23 protein-coding genes and 1 pseudogene are annotated in these 20,871 nt (G+C 44.8%); 16 read left to right on the plus strand and 8 right to left on the minus strand.

Features of this window, described 5'->3' with window-relative positions; genetic code table 11:
- Nucleotides 1-7: 7 nt before the first annotated feature.
- The 10 genes from A8L45_RS16635 to A8L45_RS16675 all read left to right on the plus strand — a co-directional run bounded on the left by A8L45_RS16635 (nucleotide 8) and on the right by A8L45_RS16675 (nucleotide 8,713).
- Nucleotides 8-829, plus strand: coding sequence for a hypothetical protein (locus A8L45_RS16635; RefSeq protein ID WP_068904323.1), 822 nt, complete (start codon nucleotides 8-10; stop codon nucleotides 827-829).
- Nucleotides 830-1,309, plus strand: coding sequence for a hypothetical protein (locus A8L45_RS16640; protein ID WP_068904325.1), 480 nt, complete (start codon nucleotides 830-832; stop codon nucleotides 1,307-1,309).
- 3 nt (nucleotides 1,310-1,312) lie between these two features.
- Entirely contained in the window at nucleotides 1,313-2,485 is a 1,173-nt protein-coding gene (locus A8L45_RS16645) for a phage tail sheath protein (RefSeq protein WP_068904328.1), read from the plus strand.
- Nucleotides 2,486-2,496: 11 nt separating this feature from the next.
- Nucleotides 2,497-3,012, plus strand: a complete 516-nt coding sequence (locus tag A8L45_RS16650) for a phage major tail tube protein (RefSeq protein WP_068904330.1) — start codon at nucleotides 2,497-2,499, stop codon at nucleotides 3,010-3,012.
- A 10-nt stretch (nucleotides 3,013-3,022) separates the two neighbouring features.
- The gene (locus tag A8L45_RS16655) at nucleotides 3,023-3,304 is read left to right on the plus strand and encodes a phage tail assembly protein (protein WP_068904332.1); all 282 of its coding nucleotides are present in this window, start codon (nucleotides 3,023-3,025) and stop codon (nucleotides 3,302-3,304) included.
- On the plus strand, nucleotides 3,301-3,438 hold the full coding sequence (locus A8L45_RS23890; protein ID WP_083228382.1) for a GpE family phage tail protein: 138 nt from the start codon (nucleotides 3,301-3,303) through the stop codon (nucleotides 3,436-3,438). Before A8L45_RS16655 ends, A8L45_RS23890 begins: the two co-directional genes overlap by 4 nt.
- A 17-nt stretch (nucleotides 3,439-3,455) precedes the next feature.
- On the plus strand, nucleotides 3,456-6,056 hold the full coding sequence (locus A8L45_RS16660) for a phage tail tape measure protein (RefSeq protein ID WP_068904334.1): 2,601 nt from the start codon (nucleotides 3,456-3,458) through the stop codon (nucleotides 6,054-6,056).
- Nucleotides 6,057-6,059: 3 nt separating this feature from the next.
- Nucleotides 6,060-6,512 carry a phage tail protein gene (locus A8L45_RS16665; RefSeq protein WP_068904336.1) on the plus strand — a complete coding sequence of 151 codons (453 nt, stop codon included), beginning with the start codon at nucleotides 6,060-6,062 and terminating at the stop codon, nucleotides 6,510-6,512.
- Entirely contained in the window at nucleotides 6,509-7,501 is a 993-nt protein-coding gene (locus A8L45_RS16670; protein ID WP_068904338.1) for a contractile injection system protein, VgrG/Pvc8 family, read from the plus strand. Before A8L45_RS16665 ends, A8L45_RS16670 begins: the two co-directional genes overlap by 4 nt.
- Before the next feature lie 213 nt (nucleotides 7,502-7,714).
- On the plus strand, nucleotides 7,715-8,713 hold the full coding sequence (locus tag A8L45_RS16675; protein ID WP_068904341.1) for a pectate lyase-like adhesive domain-containing protein: 999 nt from the start codon (nucleotides 7,715-7,717) through the stop codon (nucleotides 8,711-8,713).
- Between the two features lie 95 nt (nucleotides 8,714-8,808).
- Here A8L45_RS16675 and A8L45_RS16680 read toward each other — a convergent pair whose 3' ends face one another.
- Nucleotides 8,809-9,765: a helix-turn-helix domain-containing protein gene (locus A8L45_RS16680; protein WP_068904343.1), complete on the minus strand. Its 957-nt coding sequence runs from the start codon at nucleotides 9,763-9,765 to the stop codon at nucleotides 8,809-8,811.
- 107 nt (nucleotides 9,766-9,872) lie between these two features.
- Between A8L45_RS16680 and A8L45_RS16685 the strand changes: the two genes are divergently transcribed.
- The 5 genes from A8L45_RS16685 to A8L45_RS16700 all read left to right on the plus strand — a co-directional run bounded on the left by A8L45_RS16685 (nucleotide 9,873) and on the right by A8L45_RS16700 (nucleotide 13,703).
- The gene (locus A8L45_RS16685; protein WP_068904345.1) at nucleotides 9,873-10,097 is read left to right on the plus strand and encodes a transcriptional regulator; all 225 of its coding nucleotides are present in this window, start codon (nucleotides 9,873-9,875) and stop codon (nucleotides 10,095-10,097) included.
- Complete coding sequence (locus tag A8L45_RS23895) at nucleotides 10,094-10,333, plus strand: ogr/Delta-like zinc finger family protein (protein WP_083228383.1); 240 nt, start codon at nucleotides 10,094-10,096, stop codon at nucleotides 10,331-10,333. Before A8L45_RS16685 ends, A8L45_RS23895 begins: the two co-directional genes overlap by 4 nt.
- 13 nt (nucleotides 10,334-10,346) lie before the next feature.
- Nucleotides 10,347-10,649: a hypothetical protein gene (locus A8L45_RS16690; protein ID WP_068904347.1), complete on the plus strand. Its 303-nt coding sequence runs from the start codon at nucleotides 10,347-10,349 to the stop codon at nucleotides 10,647-10,649.
- A 187-nt stretch (nucleotides 10,650-10,836) separates the two neighbouring features.
- Entirely contained in the window at nucleotides 10,837-13,494 is a 2,658-nt protein-coding gene (locus A8L45_RS16695; RefSeq protein ID WP_068904349.1) for a toprim domain-containing protein, read from the plus strand.
- Nucleotides 13,495-13,496: 2 nt separating this feature from the next.
- Entirely contained in the window at nucleotides 13,497-13,703 is a 207-nt protein-coding gene (locus A8L45_RS16700; RefSeq protein ID WP_068904351.1) for a helix-turn-helix domain-containing protein, read from the plus strand.
- A 44-nt stretch (nucleotides 13,704-13,747) separates the two neighbouring features.
- Here the strand turns inward: A8L45_RS16700 and A8L45_RS16705 are convergent, their stop codons facing one another.
- On the minus strand, nucleotides 13,748-15,472 hold the full coding sequence (locus A8L45_RS16705) for a P-loop NTPase fold protein (protein ID WP_068904353.1): 1,725 nt from the start codon (nucleotides 15,470-15,472) through the stop codon (nucleotides 13,748-13,750).
- Between the two features lie 102 nt (nucleotides 15,473-15,574).
- Nucleotides 15,575-16,984, minus strand: coding sequence for a site-specific integrase (locus A8L45_RS16710; RefSeq protein WP_068904355.1), 1,410 nt, complete (start codon nucleotides 16,982-16,984; stop codon nucleotides 15,575-15,577).
- Between the two features lie 237 nt (nucleotides 16,985-17,221).
- Here A8L45_RS16710 and A8L45_RS16715 point away from each other — a divergent pair, with 237 nt between their 5' ends.
- Nucleotides 17,222-17,476, plus strand: coding sequence for a YfhL family 4Fe-4S dicluster ferredoxin (locus A8L45_RS16715; RefSeq protein WP_068904357.1), 255 nt, complete (start codon nucleotides 17,222-17,224; stop codon nucleotides 17,474-17,476).
- A gap of 94 nt (nucleotides 17,477-17,570) precedes the next feature.
- Here the strand turns inward: A8L45_RS16715 and A8L45_RS16720 are convergent, their stop codons facing one another.
- From A8L45_RS16720 to A8L45_RS25340, 5 genes and pseudogenes are all read right to left on the minus strand, one after another.
- Nucleotides 17,571-18,731: a tetratricopeptide repeat protein gene (locus tag A8L45_RS16720; RefSeq protein ID WP_068904359.1), complete on the minus strand. Its 1,161-nt coding sequence runs from the start codon at nucleotides 18,729-18,731 to the stop codon at nucleotides 17,571-17,573.
- Between the two features lie 5 nt (nucleotides 18,732-18,736).
- A complete protein-coding gene (locus A8L45_RS16725) occupies nucleotides 18,737-19,399 on the minus strand; it encodes an energy transducer TonB (RefSeq protein ID WP_068904361.1) in 663 nt (220 codons plus the stop codon).
- Complete coding sequence (locus A8L45_RS16730; protein ID WP_068904363.1) at nucleotides 19,396-19,800, minus strand: ExbD/TolR family protein; 405 nt, start codon at nucleotides 19,798-19,800, stop codon at nucleotides 19,396-19,398. Before A8L45_RS16730 ends, A8L45_RS16725 begins: the two co-directional genes overlap by 4 nt.
- On the minus strand, nucleotides 19,797-20,351 hold the full coding sequence (locus A8L45_RS16735) for a MotA/TolQ/ExbB proton channel family protein (protein ID WP_390336085.1): 555 nt from the start codon (nucleotides 20,349-20,351) through the stop codon (nucleotides 19,797-19,799). Before A8L45_RS16735 ends, A8L45_RS16730 begins: the two co-directional genes overlap by 4 nt.
- Nucleotides 20,348-20,821 (minus strand): annotated as a pseudogene (locus A8L45_RS25340) (MotA/TolQ/ExbB proton channel family protein); the annotation flags it as partial. The gene A8L45_RS16735 and the pseudogene A8L45_RS25340, both read right to left, overlap by 4 nt.
- Between the last annotated feature and the right edge of the window lie 50 nt (nucleotides 20,822-20,871).

Consider the following 20,871-nt stretch of genomic DNA (forward strand, 5'->3'; position numbering starts at 1 on the left):
AGCCAACATGTCCTTTGAAAAAGATATTACTGATTTGGTGCGGGCGACGAACAAGCTGACCGAAGCGGTAAATACGCAAATCTCAGACATACATAGGGAGCTTGGCAGTGCTCGACAGAAAATAGATATTTACGTTGCAAAAGCCAAAGGGGAATACCCACTCCCAGTGAATCTCGTTAGTAATTCATTGATGCAAGATGTAGTAAACGGCATACCAAACGGCTTCTCTAGTAGAGGCTTAACCATCGAAGCTGCTCACCCTTATACATCTGCTTTTGAAGCTCCTTATGTTCCCGAACGCCCATCAAACGCTACCAATGATCCGGATAAAGCGACAAAGGATACTCCTTACTTTTTCAATCGATATACAAAAGGTCCTCGCTTTCCCAGATGGGGTGGCGGCCTTGCAACGGGTTGGGGGTGTATTTCAAACGGTCACATTCTAAAGATTACGGGTACACCAGGAGAGAATGAAGAAAGCCGTCAGGTCTTTCTTCCTAAAGCCAGATCCCTTTACTCAAGTCACTACGGTGTCCGTATGTGGGTCAAGTTAGTGAAAGGCAGCATCATGGGAATTGGTGATCATAGTGGGTATAGAACAACGGCCCCAAGAGGCCTAACTGTCACCCGTGAGCAGTCTCAAAACTCTCCCCAAGGCTGGTTTTTGATAGATGGTGTAGTGGGAGTATCTGCTACAACTGGAGGTTTTGGGAACAGCCTATCGGTTGGCTTCAAAAGTACCGAGACAATAGAAGCCTACATTGCAATGCCAACCATTTGGGCATTTCTGCATCCCACTCCAAGCGGTCTTTCAATGGGAGGTTCTTAAATGTTACTTGCAACCGAAAAGAAATCTGGAGAATCACTCCATGGGGCATACTCAGCCTCAACCCTCCAAGATTTCATAAGTTCATTTTATACACCTGAATTTATGGACGAGTTCGGCGAGCCTGATATCGAGCTAGCAGACCACGTTCAGCAAATCATCACTCGAAAAGATATCAGAGGTAAAATCTCAGATTCTGTCGGCGACCCAGAAACCCTTCTCGGCACCACCGCAGACGCCGTTCAGCTTCTCCTTTATGGCTTTACCGGGCTTATCGCAAAGCTCCATACAGCAAACTCACTAGCCGAGGTACGCGAGGCCGCTGCACCTTTTTCTGAGTTGGCCGAGGGATTTCAAAACAAGGTCTCGTCTGGCGAGGTCAAGCTGCCATTCCAGATAAAGGGGCTGAGCTCTGTGGTTGAAGACATCGAAAAAAGAGCGACCGCCGTGGCGGTAGTGCTTGAAAACAGCAGCGGGGAATAACAGATGGCAAGTGATTATCACCATGGTGTCAGGGTCATTGAAATCAATCAGGGCACCCGACCTATCCGCACAGTACAAACAGCAGTTATTGGCTTAATTGCTACAGGACCAAACGCAGACGCAAACTTCTTCCCTGAAAATCGCCCGGTACTTTTAACGGATGTATTAGATGGCATCGATAAGGCTGGCACCAAAGGCACCCTGCCCTATGTGCTTGATGCCATTAAAGACCAATGTAACCCACTAACTGTCGTCGTCAGGGTTCCCGAGGGAAAAGACGAAAGCGAGACCACCTCTAATGTCATAGGCGGTATTGAGAATGGTCAGCGTAAAGGTCTTCAAGCCTTGATGGCTGCCAAGTCAAAACTCGGCGTAACACCCAGAATACTCGGTGCTCCTGGTCTGGATAATGCCAATGTCGCTGCCGAACTGGCAGGTATAGCGGCACAAATAAGAGCATTTGCTTACGTCTCAGCTTGGGGATGCGAAACCAAAGAAGACGCAGTGCTTTACCGCAACAACTTCGGTCACCGTGAATTGATGGTGCTCTGGCCAGATTTTATAAACTGGGATACGGTCAAAAATACCGAGCGTCAGGCTTGGGCGACGGCAAGAGCACTAGGGATGCGAGCAAAGCTTGATGAGGACATCGGCTGGCATAAAACTCTGTCAAACATGCCTATCGCAGGCGTCTCCGGGGTATCGAGAGATATCAGTTGGGATCTGCAAAGCCCGGCCACCGACGCGGGTTACCTGAACAGCAATGAAGTTACCACGCTGATTAATCAAAAAGGCTTTCGATTCTGGGGTTCACGCACCTGTAGCGCCGACCCCCTGTTCGCCTTTGAAAACTATACCCGCACTGCTCAGGTATTAGCTGACACCATGGCCGACGCACATTTCTGGGCAGTGGACAAACCCCTGCACCCCACACTGGGCCGAGACATTGTCGAAGGCATTAATGCCAAACTGCGCGAAATGGTCGCCAACGGTTATCTGATTGGTGGCAGCGCATGGTTCGACCCAAGGGTAAATACAAAGGAAACGCTCAAGTCCGGCAAACTGGCGATTGAGTATGACTACACTCCCGTCCCACCGCTTGAAAACCTGATGCTGAGACAGCGGATCACCGACAACTATCTGGTCGACTTTGCCAGTCAAATTAGTGCTGCCTGAGGAATCTCACTATGCTGCCCAAAACGCTCAAGAACTTTAATTTGTTTATCGAAGGTCAGGGATACGCTGGCGTAGTTGAAGAACTGACACTACCAAAGCTAAGTCGCAAAACAGAAGAATACCGAGGCGGCGGTATGAATGGCGAGGTGGAAATTGACCTCGGCATGGAGAAGTTAGAAATGGAGTTCACCCTGCGCGAATACAGCCGAGAAGTGCTAGAACACTGGGGAGTCTGTGATTTAGCCGGGGTCGGCCTTCGTATGCTCGGAGCCGCTGTGCGCGATGACAGTACCTGTGAAACAGGCACCATCGAGGTGGTGGTTCGGGGTCGCTGGCGTGAGCTGGACTTTGACTCGGCCAAGTCAGGCGAAATGGGAACAATGAAAGTGATGGTCGCTGTCAGCTATTACAAATACCTCATCAATGGTGATGCCGTGATTGAGATAGACCACGCCAACATGATTGAAAAGGTCAATGGTATCGACCGCCTTGAAGGTCAACGCAAAGCCCTGTCAATGAATAGCTGAGGAATGGACCATGACAGACAACACCAAAATATCGCTAAGTACTCCGATTAAACAGGGCGATAAACACATCAAAGAGATTGAGCTTCGTAAACCCATGGCAGGCGAGCTTCGCGGCATCAAACTGCTGGATATTATGCAGATGGATGTTAGTGCCTATCTTCCCTTACTACCCCGTATCTCAACACCGGCTTTGACTGAGCAACAGATTGTCACTCTTGATCCGGCAGACCTCATTCAGTTGATGTCAGGGGTACAGAGTTTTTTCGTAGCGTCCGACTCCCCGTCGACATGATGGAAGCATGGGCAGATATCAATCTGGTTTTTGGTGGTGGCTGGCCTCCCTCACAGATGGACAGCATGCCGATTGACGAATTCCTTAACTGGCATGACATCGCCATCGAGAGAAACAAAAACCAGCATCGGTAATCTCATGGGAGCACCTGATGGCACAGGACCTCAAACTTCAAATCATGCTACGGGCGGTAGACAAAGTTACCCGCCCGCTGAAAGGTGTCATTAAAACAGCCAAAACGCTCAACAGCCAATTAACTGAAAATGCGACTGAGCTCCGTGAACTCAGAGGGCTACAGAAGAGTATCAGCGGTTATAAAAAACTCCAAAGCCAACTGGGTGGAACCGCATCAAGCATCGACAACACCAGACGTTCGCTGGCTGAAATGGGCCGTACCATTGCCCATACTGAAAAACCGACCAAGCGTCAGCTTGCACAATTTGATAAGGCCAAACGCCAACTCAACACACTAAAAGATGCGCACCAGGAGCAAAGAACTGCGCTGCTCGCATCCGCCAACGCACTCCGACAATCCAGTATTGATGTAAGACGCCTATCCTCTGAGGAGTCGAAACTCGCCAAGCGTATCGACAGCGTTAACAACAAAATGAATCAGCATGGCGAACAGTTGGATAAAGTTCGTCACAAACAGCGTCTGCTGACCAAAGCAAAAAACAGTTACAACCGAACACTCGAAAAACAAGCATACCTCAGTGTGGTCGGAACCGCTGGCTACGCGACGGGAACAACGGTACTGCAATCTGTAAAGAGCATGATCCAGCCCGGTATCGAGTTTGAAAGCCAGATGTCTAAGGTGTCTGCTCTAACACGAATGAACAAAGACTCTCAGGAATTTCAAACTCTCTGGCAACAAGCCATGCAGCTGGGTGCCTCTACCTCATTTTCTGCCTCAGAAGCTGCGGCGGGTATGCAATTTCTCGCCATGGCAGGGTTTGAGGTCAACGAGATTTATGCTGCGATGCCGGGTGTATTGAGCCTTGCCAAAGCCTCCGGCAATGAGTTGGCAGCAACAGCCGATATCGCCTCGAACATCCTTTCAGGCTTTAAGCTTGAAGCTACTGATATGAACCGAGTCGGCGATGTGCTGGCCGCAACCATCACCCGCAGTAATGTCACCCTAGATATGCTGGGCGAGACCATGAAGTATGTCGCCCCTGCCGCCCAGAAAATAGGAACCAGCCTCGAAGAAGCCAGTGCCATGGCAGGTTTACTTGGTGATGTTGGTATTCAGGCCAGTATGGCGGGTACCGTTTTACGTTCATTGCACACACGACTGGCCGCGCCGCCCAAAGCTGCCAAAGATGCTCTGCGTCAGCTTAGCGTTCAAACCATGGACATCGCAGGGAAAATGCGTCCACTTCCTGAAATCCTCGCTGATATTGCTAAGAAGACGGAGAACCTCAGTAATGCTAAACAGCTGGAACTATTTATTGATATCGCCGGACAGGAGGCAGGTACTGGTTTTGCTGAGTTGATAGAGCGCAGTGGCTCAGGCCGCATTGAAGAGTTTGCCAATTTACTCAAGCAGTCTGGCGGTGAAGTGGCCAAAATATCCGCCCAGATGAGTGACAATATGGCTGGTGATATCAAAGCCATGGAATCAGCTTGGAGTGCATTACAAATCACCCTGTCGACATCCAACAGTGCGCCGATCCGGGAATTGGTTCAGTCTGTGACCGGACTAATTAATCGTGTCACCGAGTGGACTAATCAAAACCCGGTCCTTGCGGCGCAGATGGTTAAGTTCGTTGCTATCGCGGGTGCTCTGGTTCTTGGCTTTGGCGGACTAGCTATAACCATTGCCAGCATCGTCGGTCCATTTGCTGTAATGAAATACGCCTTAAGTGTTGTCGGTATCAAATCACTCGGGCTGCTGTCAGGGATTAAAAGTCTAGGTACGGGATTACTCACTATCGCCAAAACAGCAGTCCCCTTTTTGGGTAAGGCCTTTGTCTGGCTGGGGCGGCTATTTTTGATGAACCCTATCGGGCTGGTTATTAGTGCCATCGCCGGATCCGCATACCTTCTCTATCAATACTGGGCGCCTGTTAAAGCCTTTTTCAACGAGCTGTGGCAAAGCATCCGGTCTGCATTTTCAATCGGCGTCGAGTTGGTTAAATCTTCTGTAGCTAATTGGTCACCACTCGAAGATTTCAGTCACGCGTTTTCATCAGTGCTCGACTGGTTCGGTATTACTCTACCCACCTCATTCAATGAAATGGGCGGCAACCTGATTGATGGCATGGTGTCAGGAATCACCGATAAGCTTTCAACAGCAAAAGAAGCAATAACCGATACCGCCTCGTCAATTGTCGATTGGTTTAAAGAAACACTGGATATTCACTCGCCTTCTCGCGTATTTGCTGAAATGGGTGGCTTTATCAGTCAGGGCGTGGGCAAAGGCATTAGCGCAAAGGCGAAGCATGCGATTCTGGCAATAAGCGAGTTAGGCCAACAACTGACGCAATCGATGTCATCCGATATCAATATGACTGTCGCTACCGCCAGTGAAATTATCCACCGGGATAGGATGCAGTTCAGACCTGCCACTCGACCAGCATCGCAACCAAAGCAAGCGCCTGTGCAAGTCTCGATTACCTATGGCGAAATCACCATTGAAAGCCATGCTGATAACCCTCGTGAATTGGTGACGTTAATCTCGCAGGAGCTGGACCGGAGAGAGTCTCAGGCCGCAGCCCGAATACGGTCGCGTCTTTATGATGAGGAATAAACCATGATGCTGTCACTTGGCCTATTCGTTTTTGAAATCAACACCGCTGCTTATCAACAACTACAACATGTGTTCAGCCAGAGCTGGGCATCTAACAAGCGGGTCGGCAGAAGACCTGCCTACCAATACTTGGGGCCGGGTGAAGAAACTATCACCCTAAATGGTACCCTTTACCCAGAATACACTGGCGGCCTCTTTGACCTCTCGATGCTGCGCGAGATGGCTTCAACTGGAAGTGCCTTCGCGCTGATAAGCGGCAACGGCGATACATTGGGTCTTTGGTTTATCGATCAGGTCTCTGAGACACAATCTGTATTCCTGCGAAACGGCAGCCCCCGCAAAATCGAATTCAATCTCCAACTCAAACGCACCGATGACAACAGTGTCGATCAACTTGGCGACCTGTCACCTTACGTCAGCACACTTCTCAACCAATCGTTGAAGGCAACGGTATGACAAAAACTCCTAACTTTCTCATTGAAGTCGATGACCAAGATATCACTGAGAAAATCAGACACCGACTGATTGAACTGACCATCACTGACAAAAGCGGTCTCGAAGCCGATGAAATGGAACTGGTGATCAGCGACCACGATGGCAAGGTTGCTATGCCTCGAAGGGGTGTGAAAGTTCGATGTTTCATCGGCTGGAAAGGCGAACCTCTGGTAGACAAAGGTACTTACACTGTTGACGAAATAGAGCATAGTGGCCCACCCGATAAGCTCACTATTCGCGGCAGAAGCGCAGATTTTCGGGAGGGATTTAAAGCCCAGAAAGAACGCTCATGGCATGAAACAACATTGGGAGAAATCCTCGACACCATCGCCAGCGAACAGCATCTTGAAGGAAAGCTCTCCGAATCACTTCGAAATACCCCCATCCAGCATATCGACCAAACCAACGAATCAGATGCCAATCTACTCACCCGTCTAGCCGAAACATACGACGCTATATTAACGGTTAAAAATGGCTGCTTGCTGATGTTAAAGAACGGTGAGTCGAAGTCAGTATCAGGTATTGATTTGGAGCCCGTCATCATTACACGGCAAGACGGAGATACTCACAGGTATATCGAGGCCGACAGACAAGGAAGATATACCGGGGTGAGGGCTTATTGGTATGACAAGAAAGAGGCAAAGAGGAAGTGCGTTATTGTCGGAAGGGAGGGTTGCCAAAAGACATTACGAACAATATTTAGTGATATGGGTGTTGCGGAAAATGCCGCACATAAGGCTTTAAAACAATTAGCGCTCAAACGAAAAAAACTGGAATTAAATCTGGCAAAAGTGCAGTCGAGTGTTATTGGTGATTGTACGATATTAATTCAAGGTTGGAACAAACGTATAAATACTGTGCATTGGCACGTTGTAGAAAAAAATATCTCAGTAACTAAATCAGGATTACTTTTATCTCTTTTACTTAAAAAAATGAAAGCTAAGAGATAAAATAGATTAAAAAACCTATACCCTAATCTATTCGTTATTATGAAACATATCATAAACTAAAATATAATATTAATTAATTTGAATTATTTATAAATAAGAATAACTGCCTACTCCTTAACCTTACGATATTCATAAAAAAGTATTCTATTGAAAAAAAGACCAGATAAATATACAATGTTATAAATAAATTCATACAATAAGGACTCATTAAGAGTGCAAAAATTAATCACCGCATTTGGGTTGTTAATATCATCATTTTCATCAAATGCCATGGCAGACTACATAAATATTCAAACATGCGATGAGCTCGTTTCTTTTTTTAATGGAAGTATCAGTAGCTCTTATGTGAGTATCACTAATGATATTGACTGTACTTCCTCACCAACTTTAGAGCATGGCTTACGGGAGAGTATCAATGGAAATGGTCATACAATCAGCAATTTGAGATTCAAAGGAGACTCAAGTAGTCGTTATAAAACATTTATTTCTGCAAATCTAACAGATATTGTTTTTGATAATGCAACAGTCCATAACACAGAAGAGTGGGCTTTATTTTCGATCAAAGCGCGCTGGAATAATGTTAAATTTAATAACTTGAGCTCCACTGGAAAGCCTTTCAAAATGCTGTTCTGGACTAATATAAATGGCTTCGAATTAAGTGATGTGTTGCTTGATATTGCCGGTGTCAAATTGGAAGAGGTCAAAACACTAGTTTTTGACAAAATTTTTCATGCTCGAGTGACAAATTTCACCCTAGAAAATGCAACATTAACACGTAAATCTGATTGGATGACTGCACTAATAAGTGAACGATCTGAAGACTCTTATTTGACCAACATTAAACTTTATAATATTTCTATTCTAGGCCAACCTACGGGTAATAATGGACGCTTAGACCTTGCTCTAGGCGATGTTAGAAATACACATGTTAACGGGTTGAATTTGGATAATATTTCTTTTTCTCGCTCAAAAGAAGATTCATTTTTCTCTTATGAGTATGATGATAAAAGCACATATGTGAATATTTACCACAATCTTTTTGATGACAATAAGCAAGCTGGAAACATTCCGATTAGTAAGTCACCAAGGGATAATATCAATAGTCGCGTGATTAATTTTCAGTCAATGAATCAACCGAAATTACCACCAGCTATTTGTTCACCTTACTTACTCCAAGATAGCTATTTTGGTATCAAATCAATTAACAACTGATTCTGAAAAAGACTGCCTTTAAAATAATGGACCAGCCCTTCGGCTGGTCTTTTCCACTTAAATAACTGAGATAGTATTATTACACATTTACCAACTCACATCCCCCTAAAACTCCAACATCCAACGACTCTGCCAAGAACGCGCAGGGTCGTTTTTTCTTCTGGGTTAATCTCATAGGGTCGATACTTGGGATTGTCTGAGATCATCAGCAATACACCATCAGGCCGCATTTGAAGCCGCTTGATATATAGCTGCCCATTTAAGTCGAGCACATACACTGCATCCATGATGAATTCATCTACGCCCGTATCGACGAAGAGCATGTCGCCGTGATTGAATGTGCCCTCCATTGAATCGCCGTAGCCAGTGATCATTGCGAGATTGTCGATGCTGGAGACTTTGGGAAGATGCTCGTTAATCCACTGCTTACTGATACTGACAGTAGAAATTAGACGGTCGTGTTCTAATTCAATCGGAATGCCCTGCCCCATTGAGGCCAGTGCAGACAGTTTTGGCACTGATACCATGGCGCCTTCATCAGATTCAATCTCTTCTGCTGAAGCATCTACGACGAGATTCAATCCGGTTTCCAACCAAGAAAGACTGACTTCAAGCACATCAGCATAAACAGCCAAATCCGGTGCAAACTCCATCCTTCGACCAGATTCTATAGCCCTGACTCCAGCTACCTTAATGACTTCTGTATCGCCTGTCCGATTCTGTAAGTGCGAAGCAAGCTCGGCTTCCGTCCAACCCTTGGCATCTCTGGCTTGTTTTACCCTGCCACCAACCTCTTTGTGCAAAGCGCTGATCGGGCCATTGCCATAGTGGAGCCACTCAATATTCACGTCGAATTCTTCAGACAAGGTTCTAAGACTGTCAATACGAGGAATACTCTCGCCCTCCAGCCAGCGACGAACACCTTTCTGTGTAAGATTAAACTTTTCAGCCAGTTTGGTTTGTCTTCCCCGTTGCTTCGGCGCGAAGCCTCGGGTGTCTAATATTGCGTTCAAGCGTGTCGAGAACGCGATTCGTTCTTCTTTAATGTCCATGCCAGCTATTCCTCACGAAAAGGTAACTTTTTGTACTTGAAAATAGTACATATCGACACTAATCTTGTCTGCACAAAAATTAATGCAAACGCAAGGAGTCACCTGATATGACACCTTTGAAAAAAGCAATTTTTGTCTTCGGAAGAGAGCATATCGCTCAGGCCGCAGGTGTCAGTTCACCGTCTCTTGTCAGCCACTGGGTTCGTCGCGGAGTCCCACCCAAACACTGCAAAGCCATCGAAAAAGCAACAGATGGACTGGTGACAGCTCACGACCTCAGACCCGATATCTTTCCAACGCCGGATAACCTTCCCACGGAGGTAAACCAATGAGAACCCGCTGCCCACACTGCAACGGCCCCTGCACCATCAGGAAGACTACGCAGGTTTCCAGTACCTATCGAGAAGTGACTCTCAGCTGCAATAACACAGACTGTGGTCATGTGTTTGTCGCCAGCGTTTCTCCCGTCCGGACTCTTAGCCCCTCTTCAATACCCGACCCGGACGTCAATATTCCAATCTCAACCCATATCGACAGACGTGCCCTCGTGAAGGCACTCAGCGAATGATTAGGAGTCAGTCATGCAAGATATCAATCTACTCGAACCTGCTGAACGTTTTGTCCTTAACCACCCTTACAACAGCACATTAATTCGCGACGAAATGGTGAAGCAAACCACCTCTCACCTGCAGCAGCAATACGAATGCACCGCCAGAAAGGCAGGTCTTTTTGCTGCCAAGGCCGTGGCCAATATTGAGGCCCAAGGGTTAGATGCCTATATCGACATCGATAACTCAACATCAACCTGTATATTCATAAGGCATCACGGACAGCTAAAGGCGATAAGCCTTGCTGACCTTCTTGCCACCGAAGAGAAGAGTTAGCGTATTTGAAGCCTAACAAAATCGACAATCTGGCGGGCAATCAATTTAGATACACTTGAGAAAACACTTTCAAACACCGCTGAATTCCTGCCCGCCTTTTTGTGAAAACTACCTGATGTACTTTTATCTGTGCACTGTTACGACTGTGCTCAGGCGCTTGGCTGATCCCAAGTGAAAGGAGCCACAGATGCGATACGACATACAACAGGACATCGTTAAACGGCTGATCTCCGACTATGCCATGAAGGAAAATGGTGATTGGCTTCAGCAAGGAACCTGCCCTTCATGCGGCAAGAAGGAACTTTTCACCCGCACTGAAAGCCCATGGTTAGTCAAATGTGGACGCGAAAACAAATGCGGATGGGAGGGCCACGTTAAAGAGCTTTATCCGGATGCCTTTGAAAACTTCAATCAACGTTTTGTCGCCACTCATGAAAACCCAACAGCAACAGCGGATGCCTACTTACGTTATGCACGAGGCATAGATCCACTACGGGTAAAAGGCTGGTACCGACAGGGAAACTTTTGGCATCCCAATGGGAATAAGGGAACAGCCACTGTCAGGTTTGATATCGATAGAAGCCATGACATTTACATGGAACGGCTTATCGAAGAGGTGACAATTACCGAGGAAAGCGGCGATCAGGACTGCCGAAAAGCACACTTCAATGGCTCACATCGTGGCCTCTGGTGGCAACCACCAGGAGTGATGATAGAAGAGAACGATAGAGTCTGGTTGGTAGAAGGTTGTTTAGATGCAATCGCGCTTAACCTTAATGGCGAAAAAGCCATTGCCACTCTCTCCTGCGTTAATTACCCAGAGACAAAACTGGCCGAATTCAAAGGAAAGCGCATTAACTGGGTATGGGCCTTAGACAACGACAAAGCTGGCCGTCGATATATCAAGCGTTGGGCCGAACGCAGCCAAAAAGAAGGCCATACAATTTCAGCAGCGCTTATTCCACAACACGACAACCGAAAAACAGACTGGAACGACTGCCATATCAATCAGCGGTTAAATACAAACGACCTTGATAACTACTTGTATCAAGGCAGTTTACTGATCGCCAAAAGCCCTCTCGATAAAGCCCTCAAAATTTGGCAACGAAAAGGACGAAACGGTTTTTGTTTTGATTTCGACAACCGCATGTATTGGTTCAGCCTCGATATAGAAAAGTTTACCAAGGCAGCAGAGGAGCTAAGAAGCAGTGACGAAGGGCTAACGGAAGAACAGATAAAAACTCATGCCGCTGAACAGTCAGGCGCACTCACTGAAATTGCTAACTGCAAGCCGACGTTTCTCTATTACCAATCAAACACCATTACCGATGAAAGCTGGTATTACTGCCGGGTCGAATTTCCCCACGGTGGCCGAACAATCAAAAATACGTTTACTGGTGGTCAGGTAGCGGCAGCATCTGAGTTTAAAAAGCGCCTTCTATCGATTGCACCCGGCGGTTTGTTTACAGGTACCTCTAAGCAACTCGACTGGCTGGTAAAGCACCACATTCACAATATTAAAGTGGTCGATACCATCGACTTTGTCGGTTATAGCAAAGAGCACCACGCCTATGTGTTTAACGATTTGGCAATTAGTCAGGGCAAAGCCTACCCCATTAACGACGAAGACTTTTTTGAAGTCGGCAAACTGGCAGTAAAAAGCCTCAACAAAGGTTTCCAACTGCAAATTGGCAATCATTCAGAATACAAGAAAGACTGGCCTCAACTGGTTTATCAAGCGTTTGGCCCAAAGGGACTGGTCGCAATCAGCTTCTGGCTTGGCTCGCTATTTTCAGAGCAGATCCGAGCTATTCATAAAAGCTACCCATTTTTGGAAATTGTCGGCGAACCCGGTGCAGGGAAAACAACACTAGTCGAATTTATGTGGAAGCTACTTGGTAAGGCCGACGAGGAGGGCTTCGACCCAAGTAAAGCGACTGCGGCGGCTGTATCCCGCAAGTTTTCTCAAGTCAGTAATTTGCCTGTTGTTTTAATAGAGGCTGATCGGGAAGAAGATACCGCCAAGGCTAAGAAGTTTGATTGGGATGAACTCAAAACTGCCTACAACGGGAGGGCAAGCCGGGCTCGAGGTATGAAAAACAGCGGTAATGAAACCTACGAACCACCTTTCAGAGGCGCCATCGTCATAACCCAGAACGCCGAAGTGAGTGCTTCCGAAGCAATATTACAGCGCATTACCCAACTCTATTTCGATAAAGGGCGACACAGTCGAGAAAGTAAAAGCGCCACAGACGAAATGAACGTCTTACCCGTTAAAAACCTCAGTTACTTTCTCAGACAAGTCACCATGGCCGAGGCAAGAGTGATGGACTTTGTTGCCACCAATACACCTATCTATGAAGACCACCTTCTCTCACTTAAAGACATCCACTCAGTGCGAATAGCTAAAAACCATGCCCAGTTGATGTCGTTAACCGATGCGATGAGTGAGGTGTTGGGCTTGCCAGATAACCAACGCGACGAAGTCATCGACTGCATACAGGATTTAGCAATAAGCCGCCAACGAGCCATTGTCGCTGATCACCCGGTTGTTCAACAATTCTGGGAAACCTACGAATATATAAATAACGATGAGGACGAACCTGTTCTAAACCACTCTCGCAACAGAGAACTCATTGCCGTTAACCTGAATCACTTTGTGCGAGTAGCCAACGAATTCAAGCAACAGATCCCCTTACTTACCGATCTAAAGAAATACCTTAAGACATCGAAGAGCCGTAAGTTTCAATCGATAAAGCCAGTTAACTCGGCCATAGAGACACGCGGCGAAAGTTATAGCCAACCCAAAACAGTGAAATGCTGGTTGTTTACAAAGGAAACATAGTTATGAACGATAAGGACCATGATGAAGTGCTTCTTACCCCCAAAGAGGCGGCAAGAATTGCCAAGGTGTCGTCAAAAACTATTAATGACTGGGCCGTGCACCACAAACATCGTAAAGTACTTGGTGCGATAAGAATATCAGCAAGAGTGATCAGGTTTCGTAAATCAAATGTTTTGGCATTTTTAGAAAAGTGTGAGGCGGCGTTGTAATGTTATTAATGGGATGGGCGTTTAATCACGCCCATTAACACTAACTAGTTTTTTAGTCTTTCGTAAACAGCTAATAACTCTTCGCGAAGAGCATTTAAACTAGCTACTTTCCGCCCGTATCCTAAATCAATACATAAATTCTCTATCATTTCAGATATACCTTTTAAGCTATCCATTTCAGGTATGAAAAAATCTTCTATATTATCAAAACTATATCTTTTCTTATTAAATCTAGTAAATTCGAATACTTCAAAGGTAGACCAACTCATGAATGCCTCTCTTAAAGTATCGACATTAAACTCATTATACATTGGCTTGTGCATATATTTATCATATATATATGGGGCAACTTCAGACCATGAATTTTTAAATCTTTCAGATAGTTCAATATCTGTATTCACCTTTATATTCTCTACGAGCTTCTGTCTCTTTTTATTAGCAATTTCTATAATTTTTTGATCGTACATGTTCCCACTGGAGTAATCATAATCCCTATCATCAGATATCGAAAAAACATTAAAATCTACATTTTTACAAACTTCTAAAATTGAGACCGGAGTATGAACAATACTATTTATTATTTTTTTATCTATCATATATAGATAAACATCACAAATATTAAACCATTCGCTAATATCTTTTCCACAATGTTTAGATATATACTCCTCTAACTCCTTTACTCCTTTTTCAAAATCAGCGTCACTTAATTTATTTTGAGCCCATATTGATTTCATTTGGTCAAACAAATCTTTCTTTAAAGGTAAATCAAGCTCCTCTACAATATTTTTAAAACTATAAATTCCATCACAGCAAAAATCTACTAGTTTTTTTGGCTTAACATATAATCCATCACCAAATATTTTATCTAACTTCTGCAACTCATCTTTAAATGATTCATCCTTATCTTTCGTAATTTTACGAAGAAGCCTAGTTTCTCCCGCTTCAAAAATTTGTTTTGTCGAAAACCCAAATTCATACTTCGCACAACAAAGTTGAATTATATTATTTAAAAGTAAAGTTAAAGCTTGATCAATATCTACACCTTCTATTTTTTCAATTTCTTTTTTTAACCTATTAAACTTTGTTATAGCTCGTTTTAATACCCTTATATTTTTTGAGTCAACAGATGTGATACATAGTAAAAGTTCTCTAGATAACCTATCATCAAGAAATTCGTACTCACTCTTTAAGATATCAACTACTTCTTCATGACTAAAACTAAAATTGTATTTATCTGCAAATACTTTTTCTATGTCATCTTTACAATGTAGCTTTTCTTCATTTGCTATCAATAATAGCTTAATATTTTTAGACTCAGCTAAGTTTAAACACTCGCCTAATATATTCTTAATTACTTTATCGTTATTAACTCTTTCTAAGTCGTCAAGAATCAATATACAATTATCTAGTTTCTCATATAATTTATATTTAAGAGCACCAGCAGCTCCACCTAAAACTGCTCCAAGGCCTTTCTCTCCCACATTTGTAGTTATACCTTCAAAAATCTTTGCTGCGTTTGTCAACAGAGTTGGTGTTTTTTCACTGTCCGTAATTGATAATGAGATAATTTTATCTCTAAAGTCATCAATACTCGACACTCCATATAATGAAAAAAAGTGTACTTTTTGCTTAAAATGATTATGTAACTTATCTATTAATTCATTTTTTATAAAATATGTTTTGCCACTACCCCAAGAGCCGTCTAGCAAAACTACTTGTGGAAAAGACTCATCACTAAATATTTGAATAATTTCTTCTGTCTGTTTCATTTTTTATCAATAACCACTCTGACATATTATAGATGTAGATTTTAAAGTGAAAATTAAATAATTATTCACATTGTAAAATAGGATCTCATAGAAATTAACATACTAATTATTTTTAAAATTTAACCTTTTAAAATGAACTTTACTTAAAATACTTTCTTCATGCGCTGTAAATGCAACTTTTTTCAGCGCTAATTCTTCTTGCGTAATCTCATCACTAAAGTCATAGTGCTCTGCCATTGGGTCAGCGTGTTTATCGCTGTGGTGCAGGCACAATTGGCTTATTTCTCGGGTGTCTGAGCGTGAGTATCCCTTTTGTCTCATCTGAACAATGATATTACTCTTCAGAAACTTTCTACACATGGTGTTAAACGCCCCGGCTGAGCCTTTGACTGTTCCCTTATGCGTTATGCCTTTAACGGCATCTGCTGGGCTGTGAGTTTTGATCAACTTATCAAGAGAGCGTTTTGCAAATGCCTGCATTGGGTTCCGTGGTTGTAGAAAAACGAAATCGGCATTGCAGTTGGGCAAGGCCGCGTCTCGCCAATCCTTTTGCTCTTTGAGCAATTGCTGCATAGCTGGGGTTGTTGGTATGCGAAACTCTTTTTCTGTTTTCATAGCTCCGCGCATACCGATCACCGTGGCCGGGTAAATAATTTCGCTGAGGTCTTCCTTTACCCAGCTCCATTGCAGGTTGCACACGTTAATTGGCCTAACGCCTGTGAGTATCATGTATCGAATCGCATTCTTTTGATGTACTGAGGTGCAGGCCGATACATTCAGCCAAAGCTCAGCAATAGCATCTATGTCTGTATATAGCCTTGTCGGTGCGGGACGCTGTACACGGGATGAAACGTAATCATCAGGCATGCTTGCTGCAATGTTTCGCCCATTGCATAACGTGGGCGCTGAGAACTTCCAGAACCTGCGCAGCTCAGCAAATAACTCAAGAGCGTGATTGTTGGTTTTGGTCTCTATCCACTCATCAATAGCTTTGATCAGTCTTTCATAAGTAACGTTTGAGAATACTTCACGTTCACCAAAGGCAAGGTATAGCTGTTTAATTCTGCAAGAATACGTGTAATAGCTCGCCTCACTCAGTTTATGGCGCTGTACCTTAGCCTGTAGATCTTCGTCATATGCTTTAAGGGCGTAATGCACAGACTCACCTTTTAAACTACCCGCAGCCATTTGAGCAGCTCGCTCACGCGCAATATCTATGTGCATTTCAGGCCATTCACCAAGGCGCTTGCCAGCCAGTCCCATTTTGTTGGGGAATTTGGCATAGAATGTCACCTTGCCAGCTTTACTAAAATCTATCCTCAAGTAGCTGTCTTTTTCGTACTTGGATCGGCGGGGTTTATCTGTATACGAAAGGATGGTTTTTGCCGCAGTAACACAAGATTGTATGTGTGAGCTTGTGTAGGGAGGTTTACACCCCTCCCACTTAGTGACGGCGATCTCATAATCTTCGATTTTGGGCTTTTTTGCCTGTTGTGTTACAGTGCGTGGCATTACCGATTCCTTGGTTTTACTAGGACTCATAAGCTCTAAAAACTAAAGCTCACACATGAGAGTTTTTAGAGGGTCAAAATTGTCTATGTGTTACTATTTTGTGTTACTAAACCAAGGGATTCAAACTTTTTTAAAGGCTTTTTTCCGTTTTTTCGTATCTTATTTCCGTTAATTCAAATAAGTAAAAAGACGCCTAAAGCCTTGTATATACTGAGATTACAGGCGTAAATACTGATTATGGCGTTATTAATCACTGAAAAATGCATCAATTGCGACATGTGTGATCCTGAGTGTCCGAATGAGGCCATTACATTCGGCGAGGAAATATACGAAATTGATCCGGATAAGTGCACGGAATGTGTTGGCCACTACGACAAGCCAACTTGCCAGTCAGTATGTCCTATCACTCACTGCATTATTATCGACCCAGACAATGTGGAGTCAGAGGATCTCTTATTGGAGAAATTCGTCAAACTTCAGGGCCTCGCATAACAACTTCCAGCCTGGTTAAGGCCAGTCCTATGAATGGCTTTCCGAATATCAGAGAATAGACATCTAAACGGGCTCTCCATCTTTTTCGCCTATCTCACGGCTGAATAGTCTGACGTCTTCGATTCAAATAAGTTAACCATTTAGCCGTCTGATCGCTGGGCGCGATGTCATGAGCGATTGAGGCGTGTTGATAAGCGGCATCAAGCTCACCGAGTCGTTCATACGCCATCATCATCGCCATTTCAATTTCCCCCTGACGTACGGGCTTTTCAACTTTCTTCAGGCTATTGATAGCGCTTCGGTAATCCGTCTGCTGAATCTGCAACTGAGCCAATGGCCAGTAGTATTGGCTATCTTTTTCTGCTGCCAGTTTCCACTGAGCAATGGCTTTTTTCCACTCTTTCGCCTCTTGTAGAAATACCGCCCTGGCAGCGATATCCCTGATAATAAGCTGTTTATTTGTCAGTTTTTTTAGTGCTGTCGCGGCTTTATCGGGCAACCCATTTTCAGCATATAACTGACTCATCACACGCCATTCTTGAGCCGACAAGACAGTACCTTGCCTTTCCATCAACACCAGAGTTTTCAGCAAGTCTTTCCGTTTACCCAGCCGTTGATAGACACTTGTTAAATGTCGCCACCACACACTGTTATCGGGCTCAACTGAAATAAGCTTATCAAGCAAGGGAATTGTCTGACGCCAGTGTTTAAGTTCAAGCTGAGCGCCGAGCTTTAGTGATAACACAGGCTTCGATTGCTTTTTATCTTCTTGTTGAATACGGGCCAGAGCATTAAGCGATTTGTCCCATTCAGAGAGCTGATAATGACTCTGACCAATTCGATACCAAACCTCGTCAACCTCTATCGAGCTTACATCGCCAGATACCAATGGATAATAACGCTGAAGAGCTTCGGCATATTGGCCTGTCGACAGCAATAGATCGGCAATAGTCCGCTGGACTTTTCTCCATTGTTCTTTTTTCAGCTCACCGCTGTCAGCAGCATCTGAGAGCGTTGAGATAGCCTGTCTGATATCTCCTATCTGATAATAAAAAACACCCATTACACGGTTAACGATAGCCCTCTCATAGGGCGTTTTAATGGGCGTATTTTTTAGGATCTCAATAGCTTGCTGCGGAGTATTTTCACCCGTTTCAATCGCCCGATTCACATCAATCGCAACCCTTGTTGCAAGATGGTTAGCTGAGACAGGCAAAGCAATGAGCAGTAACAGAGCCAGCAGAAATGCCTTCATTGTTTTTACATCCCTTCTTGTTGGCTCAATGTAAACTCAAGCCTGACGGTGAGAGTAGTTTGAGCACCAGTAGCGGGATATCTCCATTGTCTGACAGCTCTGATCGCTTCGCGTTCGAACACTCGTCTGGGATTAGCCTCTTTCACCTCGACATTATATGGCTTCCCATTCTCATCCACACTCAACGCCAACACAACGAAACCCTCAATACCCCGCATTCTGGCATGCAGAGGATATGAGGGCTCAATACGGAGCGATGGTGAAAAATCAGGGCGGCTTTCAGCATGCTGTAGAAACATGTTGTCATCGATATCGATTTCACCAAGCTCCATACCCTGTTGACTCACTCCGGGGATGGTAATAGCATCCCTGTCTGAAAGAGTCGGTGTAAGCAGGGGTAAATTAGCGGAAATCGGTGCCTCAATGGCCTCTGGTTTACCAAAACCAGCAGGTTGATCCGGTGGTATCGGAGGCTTTGTAGACAGTGACTGCCGAACTTTTCTTATCGTCTGAGAGTCTGGCTCAGTAACAAAAAAGTCCAGTGTCAGTTTGGTATTTGAGGTCTGCGGTAGATAGTCTTTATGATGAACCAGCGACGCCATAATAACTAATAATATTAATACGATAAAAAAAGAGGCGGATATGGAAAGTAACCAACGGAGTATCATCTTTTCTCCGCAGACAGAGCAATTTTCTGAATACCAACACGCCTGGCAATATCCATGACATTGACAACAGTACCGTTAAACGCCCTTTTATCCGCCTGAATCAGTAGGCCCGCTTCAGGTTTATCCATCAGTAAAAAAGCGAGCTTCTCTTCCAGACGTTCCACATCCACGAACTGGTTATCGATATAAATTTCATTATCTGACGTGATGGCTACCGCTATTCCTTTCGCCTGCTGCGCAGTAGCCTGGCTGGCAGTCGGGCGATTAATGTCAACACCGGTTTCAGAGACAAATGAGCTCGAGACAATGAAAAAAATCAACATAATGAAAACGATATCCATCATGGAGGTAAGATCGATCTGTGCCTCTTCTCTGGCTTTGCGTACCCGGGTCAATCTCATCTCATTGTCCTCAGTTCTTTTTCCAACGATAACTCTCGACGCAGACATGCCTTAACAAGCCGGGAATGTGCAAATAGCCCTGTAAGGGCAATGACCATGCCACCAAGTGTGGGAAAGGTCGCCATTGCAATACCTCCAGCCATAGAGCGAACGTCGCTGTTTCCTTGGTTCGCCATTACGTCAAAAACTGCAATCATGCCTGTCACTGTGCCAAGCAGACCCAACATAGGGCAAATTGTTATTAGCCCTTTAATCAACATTAAACGTTGATTTAGCTTCAGTTGGGCCTGAAAAAGCCATCCGTCACGAATTGCGATAGACGACCATGAACAGCAGTGACTGCGGTGACGCCATGCGGCTACCCAACGCTGGCGTTCTTTTGGAAAAGTAATATTCACGTACAGAAAACGTTCAATCATCAAGCACCACATGATGGCCGCGACGGATGCCAGCCACCACAGAACAGGCCCTCCGGCATCCATAAAACTCTCAGTGGTGTGAAACCAATGGTCGATGAAGTTACTGAATATTTGTGCGACATCCATCTTCATGCCAGTTTGATGTCCGGAGCGGCGACATTCTGTAGTTCAGACTGTTCTGCAACCAGACCGATACCCACTTTCTCCAAAGTCCCACGAATAGCATCCGCCTGTGAGCTCAACACATTGTGGGCAAGCAGCAGGGGCATCGCTGCGACAAGTCCCAGAACCGTCGTGATAAGCGCAACTGAAATCCCTCCCGCCATCACCTTGGGATCACCATTTCCCACTTCAGTGATGATTTGAAACGTTTCGATCATACCGATCACTGTGCCGAGAAGCCCAAGCATAGGTGCCAGAGCAGCCAATAACTTCAGCATGGATAAACCACGTTCGCAAAACTGCTGTTCATCGACGATCACTTCAAGCAAGCGTAATTCAAGTGATTCAAGCCTTCTGTCAGGTTCGTCATGATAGACCTTGAGCACTCTCCCCAATGGATTATCTCCCGGTATGGTCGGGTTTTTAATTTGCTGTGATATTGCTATACGCATTCTTGTTAAGGATACGCCGCGTACCAACGCAATCAGAA

Origin of the sequence: Veronia pacifica, assembly GCF_001707825.1 — a bacterium.
Classification (GTDB): domain Bacteria; phylum Pseudomonadota; class Gammaproteobacteria; order Enterobacterales; family Vibrionaceae; genus Veronia; species Veronia pacifica.

Bases quoted from the DNA above. Each gene is read 5' to 3' on its own strand.
- A8L45_RS16635 (WP_068904323.1), top strand. From the start codon at position 8: ATGTCCTTTGAAAAAGATATTACTGATTTGGTGCGGGCGACGAACAAG.
- A8L45_RS16640 (WP_068904325.1), top strand. From the start codon at position 830: ATGTTACTTGCAACCGAAAAGAAATCTGGAGAATCACTCCATGGGGCA.
- A8L45_RS16645 (WP_068904328.1), top strand. From the start codon at position 1,313: ATGGCAAGTGATTATCACCATGGTGTCAGGGTCATTGAAATCAATCAG.
- A8L45_RS16650 (WP_068904330.1), top strand. From the start codon at position 2,497: ATGCTGCCCAAAACGCTCAAGAACTTTAATTTGTTTATCGAAGGTCAG.
- A8L45_RS16655 (WP_068904332.1), top strand. From the start codon at position 3,023: ATGACAGACAACACCAAAATATCGCTAAGTACTCCGATTAAACAGGGC.
- A8L45_RS23890 (WP_083228382.1), top strand. From the start codon at position 3,301: ATGATGGAAGCATGGGCAGATATCAATCTGGTTTTTGGTGGTGGCTGG.
- A8L45_RS16660 (WP_068904334.1), top strand. From the start codon at position 3,456: ATGGCACAGGACCTCAAACTTCAAATCATGCTACGGGCGGTAGACAAA.
- A8L45_RS16665 (WP_068904336.1), top strand. From the start codon at position 6,060: ATGATGCTGTCACTTGGCCTATTCGTTTTTGAAATCAACACCGCTGCT.
- A8L45_RS16670 (WP_068904338.1), top strand. From the start codon at position 6,509: ATGACAAAAACTCCTAACTTTCTCATTGAAGTCGATGACCAAGATATC.
- A8L45_RS16680 (WP_068904343.1), bottom strand. From the start codon at position 9,765: ATGGACATTAAAGAAGAACGAATCGCGTTCTCGACACGCTTGAACGCA.
- A8L45_RS16685 (WP_068904345.1), top strand. From the start codon at position 9,873: ATGACACCTTTGAAAAAAGCAATTTTTGTCTTCGGAAGAGAGCATATC.
- A8L45_RS23895 (WP_083228383.1), top strand. From the start codon at position 10,094: ATGAGAACCCGCTGCCCACACTGCAACGGCCCCTGCACCATCAGGAAG.
- A8L45_RS16690 (WP_068904347.1), top strand. From the start codon at position 10,347: ATGCAAGATATCAATCTACTCGAACCTGCTGAACGTTTTGTCCTTAAC.
- A8L45_RS16695 (WP_068904349.1), top strand. From the start codon at position 10,837: ATGCGATACGACATACAACAGGACATCGTTAAACGGCTGATCTCCGAC.
- A8L45_RS16700 (WP_068904351.1), top strand. From the start codon at position 13,497: ATGAACGATAAGGACCATGATGAAGTGCTTCTTACCCCCAAAGAGGCG.
- A8L45_RS16705 (WP_068904353.1), bottom strand. From the start codon at position 15,472: ATGAAACAGACAGAAGAAATTATTCAAATATTTAGTGATGAGTCTTTT.
- A8L45_RS16710 (WP_068904355.1), bottom strand. From the start codon at position 16,984: ATGCCACGCACTGTAACACAACAGGCAAAAAAGCCCAAAATCGAAGAT.
- A8L45_RS16715 (WP_068904357.1), top strand. From the start codon at position 17,222: ATGGCGTTATTAATCACTGAAAAATGCATCAATTGCGACATGTGTGAT.
- A8L45_RS16720 (WP_068904359.1), bottom strand. From the start codon at position 18,731: ATGAAGGCATTTCTGCTGGCTCTGTTACTGCTCATTGCTTTGCCTGTC.
- A8L45_RS16725 (WP_068904361.1), bottom strand. From the start codon at position 19,399: ATGATACTCCGTTGGTTACTTTCCATATCCGCCTCTTTTTTTATCGTA.
- A8L45_RS16730 (WP_068904363.1), bottom strand. From the start codon at position 19,800: ATGAGATTGACCCGGGTACGCAAAGCCAGAGAAGAGGCACAGATCGAT.
- A8L45_RS16735 (WP_390336085.1), bottom strand. From the start codon at position 20,351: ATGAAGATGGATGTCGCACAAATATTCAGTAACTTCATCGACCATTGG.